Source organism: Sphaerisporangium corydalis, assembly GCF_025506355.1.
Classification (GTDB): Bacteria; Actinomycetota; Actinomycetes; order Streptosporangiales; family Streptosporangiaceae; genus Sphaerisporangium; species Sphaerisporangium corydalis.
In genome coordinates this window covers 45195-52202 of record NZ_JANZYP010000072.1, presented here as the reverse complement: position 1 = coordinate 52202, position 7008 = coordinate 45195, and the positions used below count along the sequence as shown (strand labels likewise).

Sequence of the window (7008 nt, the reverse complement as noted above, 5' to 3'; positions counted from 1 at the left end):
AGGTCCTCGGTCTCATCGCCGACGGCCTCACCCGCCGCCTCGCGGCCCGGCGCCTCCAGATCTCGATCAGAACCGTCGACAAACACCTCGAAGCCATCTACCGCAAACTCGGCGTCACCAGCCACATATCGTTTGATGATCCGCTACGGTCATGCGCGTTCTTCTACGGTGCCGCTGACCACAAGGATCCCCCCGTGACGAATCCCCCCAGCCCACAGCAGCCGGGTTCCCCGTACCAGCCGCCGCGCGGCTACCCGCCGCCGAACCACGGCACCCAACCGCCCGGCCAGGGACCGTACGACCAGGAGCCCTCCCCGTACGCCCAGCAGCAGGGGGGCCACCAGCAGTGGCAGCCCTCGCCCGGGCAGGGGACGGGCGGGCACGCCTACCCGGGCCAGGGCGCTCAGGGGCACCCGGGGCAGCCCCAGGACGCCTACGGGCGGCAGGCGCCGTACGGCCAGGCCCAGGACCCGTACGGGGCGCAGACGCAGGACCCCTACGCGGCGCAGACGCAGGATCCGTACGGGCGGCCGGGCGGCCAGCAGCAGCCCACCTACGCGGGCCAGCAGCAGGGCGCCTACGCGGGCCAGGCGCAGAACCCCTACGCGCCGCAGCAGGCGGCCCCGGCCCCTGGCCAGTACCAGCAGCAGCAGTACGGCGCGAACCCCGGCCAGGCGCAGGACCCCTACGGCCGGCAGCAGGATCCCTACGCCCAGCAGGACCCGTACGTCCAGCAGGCCGCCGGCGGCCAGTGGCAGGGCGGGGTGCCCGCGGAGCCCGCCAAGAAGAAGAAGGGCGGGAAGATCATCGGCGTGCTCGGCACGATCGGGGTCTTCGTCGTCATCGCGATCATCAAGATCGGCGGCGTGTTCGCGGTCCGCGAGGGCGTCGGCGCGGTCTCCGACCAGGTCGAGGGCGCGCCGCGCATCGCCGCGGTCGGCGACTGCATGTCCGGTCAGGACAAGGACAGCCTGAAGGTCGTCGACTGCAAGGGCGCCGCGGTCGAGTGGCGGATCTCCCAGAAGGTCAGCGGCAAGACCGAGGCGCAGTTCGACGCGGACCAGAGCCTCAGCATGTGCCGCGACAAGGACGTCACCTCGGCGTACTGGGAGGGGAGCAGGACCGGCGGCACCGGCTGGGTCCTGTGCCTGGTGCCCGTGAAGAAGAAGTGACGGCCCGGCCGGAGGGCGACGGCGCGCCGGCCCGGGACGCCGCACACGCGGCGCGGCCGGCGCGACCAGATTCCGGCGCGCCAGGCGAACGGGTTCGGCGCGACCAGGAACAGGTTCGGCGCGCCAGGCGAACGGGCGTGCCAGGCGAGCGGGCGTGCCAGGCGAGCGGTCGGGCGCGCTAGGCGAACAGGTTGGAGAAGAACATGGCGAGCTGGCCGGCGCCCGAGCCGAGCCCGGTGAACATGCCCTTGACCGCGGTCGCCGACTCGGTCGGCCGCGAGTACATGTAGAAGGCCGCGAAGCCGACGGCGAGGTACGTCAGTACCTTCTTGGTCTTCATCGAACTGTCCTCCCTGGTGCCGGTGCCCTGGTCCTACCCGGGAGGCGGAGCGGACGATCTCCGCGTTCGGTCACGTGCTCCCCCTGAGAGGGGCATGATCGACGCGCGGAACACCGCGTTCCCCATCATTCCCGGGCGATCCACCACCCCGGTCCCGCTGTGCACGACCGCCTCTCCGGAAAGAGAGCGGGGCCGCCCGGCCGGAGGCACCCGCCGGTCACATGCCGAGCTTGGTGGCGCGCAGCCGCTCGACCGACACCGGGTCGCCCTCGTAGGAGACCCGGGCGTGCTCCTGGCGGCCGAAGGTGAACAGCAGGAGCTCCATCGGGTCGCCGGTCACGACCACGTGCGGCTCGGCCTTCTTGCCGCCCGCCTTGCGCCCGTCGGTGTGGCGCAGCACGACGCCGACGGGGGAGCGGCGCAACGTCAGCCGCGCGCCGGACGACACCCGCTTCCAGATGATCTCGGTGAGGTCGGCGGGGAGTTCGCGCGGCTCCCAGCCGGGCTGGGCGCGCCGGACATCCTCGTGGTGCACCAGGAACTCCAGCGTGTTGACGGCCGCGTCAAGGCCGGGCACCAGGCCGTAGGGGGACCATCGGGGCGGCCCCTGCCGCACGTCGTCGACGAGGGCGGGGAAGGGCTTGGCGGACTTCAGCTTGTTCTGAACGGATGCGGTGTAGCCCGCCAGAGGCTTGATGGCGATGCCGCCGGCGGCGTCCGGCCGGTGCTCGCGGATCACCAGATGGGCGGCGAGGTCGGCGGTGGTCCACCCCTCGCACAGCGTCGGGGCGTCGGGGCCGAGACGGTCGAGGAGGTCACTCAGTGCTTCGCGCTCGGCGCGTGCGTGCGTCACCCTGATCACCCTACAAGGGGGGCTCCGCGGCTGATCGGCCAGCATAGGGGTGGGAATAAACGGCTTGCCGCGGATGATAGGGATTGAGGCAGGAAACCCCCAAGGAACCGAACCGCAGGCGTTCCGCCCCGTCGAAAGGATCCCCCGCGTGCCGAGCGAGCGCGATCATCGTCCGACCGTCATGCTCCAGGGACTCCGTGTCGTCGGGCACGCCGTCAGGACCGAGCCGAGGATCTTCACCGGCGCCGTCCTGTCGTCCGCGGTCTACGGGATCATGACCGTCGGCTCGTCGTGGGCGCTGGGCTGGGCCACCGAGCACGCCGTGCTGCCCGCCTTCCGCGACGGCCACGCCACCACCGGCGCGCTGGTGACCGCGGCCCTGCTGATCGTGGGCGTCGCGGTGCTCAAGGCCGCCGGGGTGATCGGTCGCCGGGTGCTCGCGGGCATCATGCAGTATCGCATGCAGGCCTGGTCGCGGCGCGCGGTGACCCGCCAGTACCTGCGGCTGCCGCTGGCCTGGCACCACCGCCACCCGACGGGCCAGCTGCTGTCCAACGCCAGCTCCGACGCCGAGGCGGCCTGGGCGCCGCTCGCCCCGCTGCCCATGGCGGTCGGCGTGGTCGTGATGCTGGTGACGGCGGCCGTGGCGATCCTGCTGGTCGACCCGATGCTCGCCCTCGTCGGCTTCCTGATCTTCCCGGCCATCGCGGCGCTGAACCTCGTCTACCAGCGCAGGCTCTCGCCCCTGGTGATGCGCGCCCAGCAGCTCCGCGCCGAGGTCAGCGAGATCGCCCATGAGAGCTTCGACGGGGCGCTGGTGGTCAAGACGCTCGGCCGCGAGGACGCCGAGGCGGCCCGTTTCCAGGCCAAGGCCGACACGCTGCGCGACGCCAACATCGCGGTGGGCCGTGTGCGCGGCCTGTTCGACCCGCTGCTGGAGGCGCTGCCCACGCTGGGCGTGCTCGCGGTGCTGCTGTTCGGGTCGGTGCGGCTGGCCGCGGGCGGCGTCACCTCCGGTGAGCTGATCCAGGTGTCGTACCTGTTCACGCTGCTGGCGTTCCCGATCCGCGCGCTCGGCTGGGTGCTGGCCGAGCTGCCGCGCAGCGTCGTGGGCTGGAACCGGGTGCAGGACGTGCTGACCGCGTCCGGCTCGATGGACTACGGCGCCGCCCGCCTGGGCACCGGCGGCGCCGCCACCGTGGAGGTGCGGGGGGTGGGCTACGGCTATCTGCCGGACACCCCGGTGCTGTCGGGGGTCGACTTCGAGGTGCGGGCCGGCCGCACGGTCGCGATCGTCGGCCCGACCGGCTCGGGCAAGTCCACGCTGACCCAGCTTCTCGTCCGGCTGATCGACCCCGACACCGGCCGTGTGCTCCTGGACGGCACCGACGTGCGCGACGTCGCCAAGGGCGAGGTGAGCACGGCCGCCTCGCTGGTGCCGCAGCAGACGTTCCTGTTCGACGACACCGTGCGCGGCAACGTGATCCTCGGCACCTCCGGCGACAGCGTGCCCGACGAGCGGATCTGGGCGGCGCTGCGCCTGGCGCAGGCGGACGGGTTCGTCAGCGCCCTGCCCAAGGGCCTGGACACCCGGGTCGGCGAGCGCGGCGCGACGCTGTCGGGCGGCCAGCGGCAGCGGCTGGCGCTGGCCAGGGCGCTGGTCAGGTCACCCCGGCTGCTCATTTTGGACGACGCCACCTCCAGCGTGGACTCCCAGGTCGAGGGCAGGATCCTGCGCGGCCTGCGTGACGGGTCGCCGGACTCCACGGTGGTCGTGGTCGCCTACCGGATGGCGACGATCGCCCTGGCCGACGAGGTGGTCTACCTGGAGCACGGGCGGGTGGCCGACCGTGGACCGCATGACGTGCTGCTGGGGCGGTGCGCGGGGTACCGCGACCTGGTGACCGCCTACGAGCGCGAAGAGGCCGAGCGCGCGGCGCTGGGCGCCGACGAGGAGATCACGGCATGACGACGCGGGTGGAGGAGCGCGGCTCTTCGCTGCGCACGGAGCAGCGCACGGCCCTGGGGACGTTCCGGCGGGGGCTGGAGCTGTCGCCGGAGTTTCGCACCGGGCTGCCGGTGACGCTGCTGCTGGCGGTGTTCGCCACGCTCGGCAAGGTGATCGTCCCGGTCGCCGTCCAGCAGGTCATCGACCGGGGACTGCGGGGCGCGGCGCCGGACATGCCGTTCATCCGGAACGCGGTCATCCTGTGCGCGGTCGCGGTGACGCTGACCGCGTTGTGCGGGTACCTGATGAACGTCCGGCTCTACCGTTCCACCGAGTCGGGGCTCGCCTCGCTGCGGGGCAAGGGGTTCCGGCACGTCCACGACCTGTCGGTGCTCACGCAGAACACCGAGCGGCGCGGGGCGCTGGTGTCCCGGGTGACCAGCGACGTGGACCAGATCAGCACGTTCATGCAGTGGGGTGGCCTCATGGTCATCATCTCGCTCGGTCAGCTCCTCATCGCGAGCGTGCTGATGGCCGTGTACTCGTGGCAGCTCGCGCTGGTCGTCTGGGGCTGCTTCCTGCCGGTGGTCGTGATGCTCCCGAGGTTCCAGCGGTGGGTGGCCCGCGCCTACACCGAGGTCCGCGAGCGGACCGGCGACATGCTGGCCGCGGTGAGCGAGTCGGTGGTCGGCAGCGCGGTGATCCGGGCGTACGGCTCCGAGGAGCGCACCGCGCGGAGGATCGACGAGGCGGTGAACGCCCAGCGCAACGCGCAGAGCCGGGCCCAGAAGATCATCGCGTTCACCTTCCCGATCACCGAGCTGGTCGGCGCCGTCGCCATCGCCGGGGTGGTGCTGCTCGGCGTGGAGCTCGGCATCGGCGGCACGATCTCCGCCGGGCGCCTGGTGGCGTTCCTGTTCCTGATCACGCTGTTCATCAGCCCGCTGCAGACCGCCACTGAGGTCCTGAACGACGCGCAGAACGCCGTCGCCGGGTGGCGGCGGGTCCTCGGCGTGCTGGACACCCCGGCCGACGTGGCCGACCCGGGCCCTGCGGGGGTGACCCTGCCGCGCGGGTCGATCACGGTCGCCTTCCAGGGCGTCGGCTACGCCTACCCCGACGGTCCCCCCGTGCTGCACGATGTGTCGGTGGACATCGCGCCCCGCACGCGCGTCGCGGTCGTGGGCGAGACCGGGTCGGGCAAGACGACCTTCGCCAAGCTGCTGACCCGCCTCATGGACCCCACCTCGGGGCGCGTCCTGGTCGACGGGGTGGACCTGCGCAAGGTGCGGTTCTCCTCGCTGCGGGAGCGCATCGTGATGGTGCCGCAGGACGGGTTCCTGTTCGACGGCTCGCTCGCCGACAACATCCGCTACGGCCGGCCGGCGGCCACCGACGACGACATCTCCCTGGCGATGACCGAGCTGGGGCTGACCGACTGGCTGGAGGGCCTGCCCGCGGGGCTGTCGACCTCGGTGGGGCAGCGCGGCGAGTCGCTGTCGGCGGGGGAGCGCCAGCTCGTCGCGCTGGCGCGGGCCTACCTCGCCGACCCCGACCTGCTGCTGCTCGACGAGGCGACCTCCGCGGTGGACCCCGCGACCGAGGTGCGGCTGGCCCGGGCGCTGGACGGGGTGACCCGGGGCCGCACGGCCGTGTCGATCGCCCACCGCCTGTCCACCGCCGAGGCGGCGGACGAGGTGCTGGTGTTCGAGCACGGCCACATCGTCCAGCGCGGCCCCCACGCCGAGCTGGTACGGCAGGACGGCGTGTACGCCGACCTGTACGCCTCCTGGACCTCCGGCGCCCGGGTGTCCTAGTCCCCGGAGCGCCGGTACGCCGCGTCGCGGCCGGGGTCACCCGCCGGGGCGCGACGCGGGGGTGAGGGCCTGGCAGATCCGCGTCACGGTGGTGGACAGGTCGTCGACGGGGGCGATGCGCTCGGCCCACGACCACCAGAACCACCACCGGTCCTTTCGCGGCGCCGCGAAGATGACCTCCGACAGCGTGGGGACCATCGTGCTGATCACGATGAGCTGGGGGAGGCCGCTGGGGGTCGGTCCCACGCGGACGTGCAGTCCGCGGGCGAGGAGCAGGTCGCCCAGTTCGCGCAGATGGGCGGTCGCCGTCGTGCTGTCGTCGACCTTGTCGGCGGTCGTCATGGTCGGCTCCGGTCTGGTGGTGGCCTTCGCGGGGGGCGCGGGCGGTCGCCGGTGACGACGGTCGTCGTCGGGGGACCGCCCGGCGGGTGGCCGTACGGCGTCGTGGGCGTACGGCGCGGACCGTTGTGCGGGGATCATTCGGGGTGGGCGTAGGGGCCGGGCCGCTGCCGGGCCCGCAGCGTCGCGTAGTGCTCGGCGAGCCGGGCCGCCGCGGTGGCGGGGGAGAAGGCGAACGTCCGCAGCGCGCCGCCCCGGCGGCTGAGGTGCGGGCTGGTCCACCAGATGATGTCGCCGTCGACCCGGGCGAGCAGGCCCTGCCACAGGGAGACGGCGGCCTGACCGTCCTCCAGGAAGTAGACGTAGGCGGGGATGTCGCGGCGGGCGAGGCAGAACCGCAGGTCACCGGCGATCTGCCGGACCGAGGCGGCGGGGCGGCGTCCGGCCAGCGCCGCGGCTTCTACGTGGAGGGCGGGCACGAGGTGGCTCCTCACCGGCGCGGCGAACGGGCTCGCCTGGCTCGTCGTAGGGTGCGCGCG

Annotated in this window: 7 protein-coding genes and 1 pseudogene; 4 read left to right on the top strand and 4 right to left on the bottom strand. The window is 72.9% G+C overall.

The features are described from left to right. Positions 1-14: 14 nt before the first annotated feature. Both NYZ98_RS41630 and NYZ98_RS34905 read left to right on the top strand, forming a co-directional pair. Positions 15-113 (top strand): annotated as a pseudogene (locus tag NYZ98_RS41630) (LuxR C-terminal-related transcriptional regulator); the annotation flags it as partial. 81 nt (positions 114-194) lie between these two features. Continuing rightward, positions 195-1172 (top strand): LppU/SCO3897 family protein, encoded by a 978-nt coding sequence (locus tag NYZ98_RS34905; protein ID WP_262848324.1) that lies wholly within the window; start codon positions 195-197, stop codon positions 1170-1172. A 178-nt stretch (positions 1173-1350) separates the two neighbouring features. On the opposite strand, the gene NYZ98_RS34900 is transcribed toward NYZ98_RS34905, so the two are convergent. Next, positions 1351-1512 (bottom strand): hypothetical protein, encoded by a 162-nt coding sequence (locus tag NYZ98_RS34900; RefSeq protein WP_262848322.1) that lies wholly within the window; start codon positions 1510-1512, stop codon positions 1351-1353. 217 nt (positions 1513-1729) lie between these two features. Then, a complete protein-coding gene (locus NYZ98_RS34895) occupies positions 1730-2365 on the bottom strand; it encodes a TIGR03085 family metal-binding protein (protein ID WP_262848320.1) in 636 nt (211 codons plus the stop codon). Positions 2366-2546: 181 nt separating this feature from the next. Between NYZ98_RS34895 and NYZ98_RS34890 the strand changes: the two genes are divergently transcribed. Both NYZ98_RS34890 and NYZ98_RS34885 read left to right on the top strand, forming a co-directional pair. Beyond that, on the top strand, positions 2547-4334 hold the full coding sequence (locus tag NYZ98_RS34890) for an ABC transporter ATP-binding protein (RefSeq protein WP_262848334.1): 1788 nt from the start codon (positions 2547-2549) through the stop codon (positions 4332-4334). Next, positions 4331-6130 (top strand): ABC transporter ATP-binding protein, encoded by a 1800-nt coding sequence (locus tag NYZ98_RS34885; protein ID WP_262848318.1) that lies wholly within the window; start codon positions 4331-4333, stop codon positions 6128-6130. Before NYZ98_RS34890 ends, NYZ98_RS34885 begins: the two co-directional genes overlap by 4 nt. Positions 6131-6166: 36 nt before the next feature. Here the strand turns inward: NYZ98_RS34885 and NYZ98_RS34880 are convergent, their stop codons facing one another. After that, a complete protein-coding gene (locus tag NYZ98_RS34880) occupies positions 6167-6610 on the bottom strand; it encodes a hypothetical protein (RefSeq protein ID WP_262848316.1) in 444 nt (147 codons plus the stop codon). Next, complete coding sequence (locus NYZ98_RS34875) at positions 6607-6948, bottom strand: hypothetical protein (RefSeq protein WP_262848313.1); 342 nt, start codon at positions 6946-6948, stop codon at positions 6607-6609. The genes NYZ98_RS34880 and NYZ98_RS34875 overlap by 4 nt, the downstream gene beginning before the upstream one ends. Positions 6949-7008 lie beyond the last annotated feature (60 nt).